The organism is Peptoniphilus sp. SGI.035 (genome assembly GCF_050315115.1).
Taxonomy (GTDB): Bacteria; Bacillota; Clostridia; order Tissierellales; family Peptoniphilaceae; genus Peptoniphilus_A.
Genome location: NZ_JBNPOJ010000072.1, coordinates 1 through 256, shown reverse-complemented (window position 1 = coordinate 256; position 256 = coordinate 1). Strand labels below are relative to the sequence as shown.

The window sequence follows — 256 nt, the reverse complement described above, 5'->3', positions numbered from 1 at the left end:
CTGTTCCAACAGTAAATCCAGTAGGAAAAGATGATGAAAATATTACAGGAGAAGGAACAAAGGGATCTACAATAACAGTAGTAGATGACAAGGGACAACCAATAGAAGGAAAAGACGGACAACCAATCGCTACAACAGTAGATGATGGCGGAAAATGGGAAATCCCAGTTGACAAATTACCTGATGATAAGAAACCAACTGATGTATATGTAAATCAAACAGAAGATGGAAAAGATCCATCAGATCCAGTAAAAGT

General features: G+C 37.5%; 1 protein-coding gene. It reads left to right on the top strand.

Annotation, left to right across the window (positions count from 1 at the left end; all coding sequences use genetic code 11):
• Positions 1–256: Ig-like domain-containing protein (locus ACQRC6_RS09915; RefSeq protein ID WP_427848759.1), on the top strand; the 256-nt coding region annotated here is incomplete at both ends.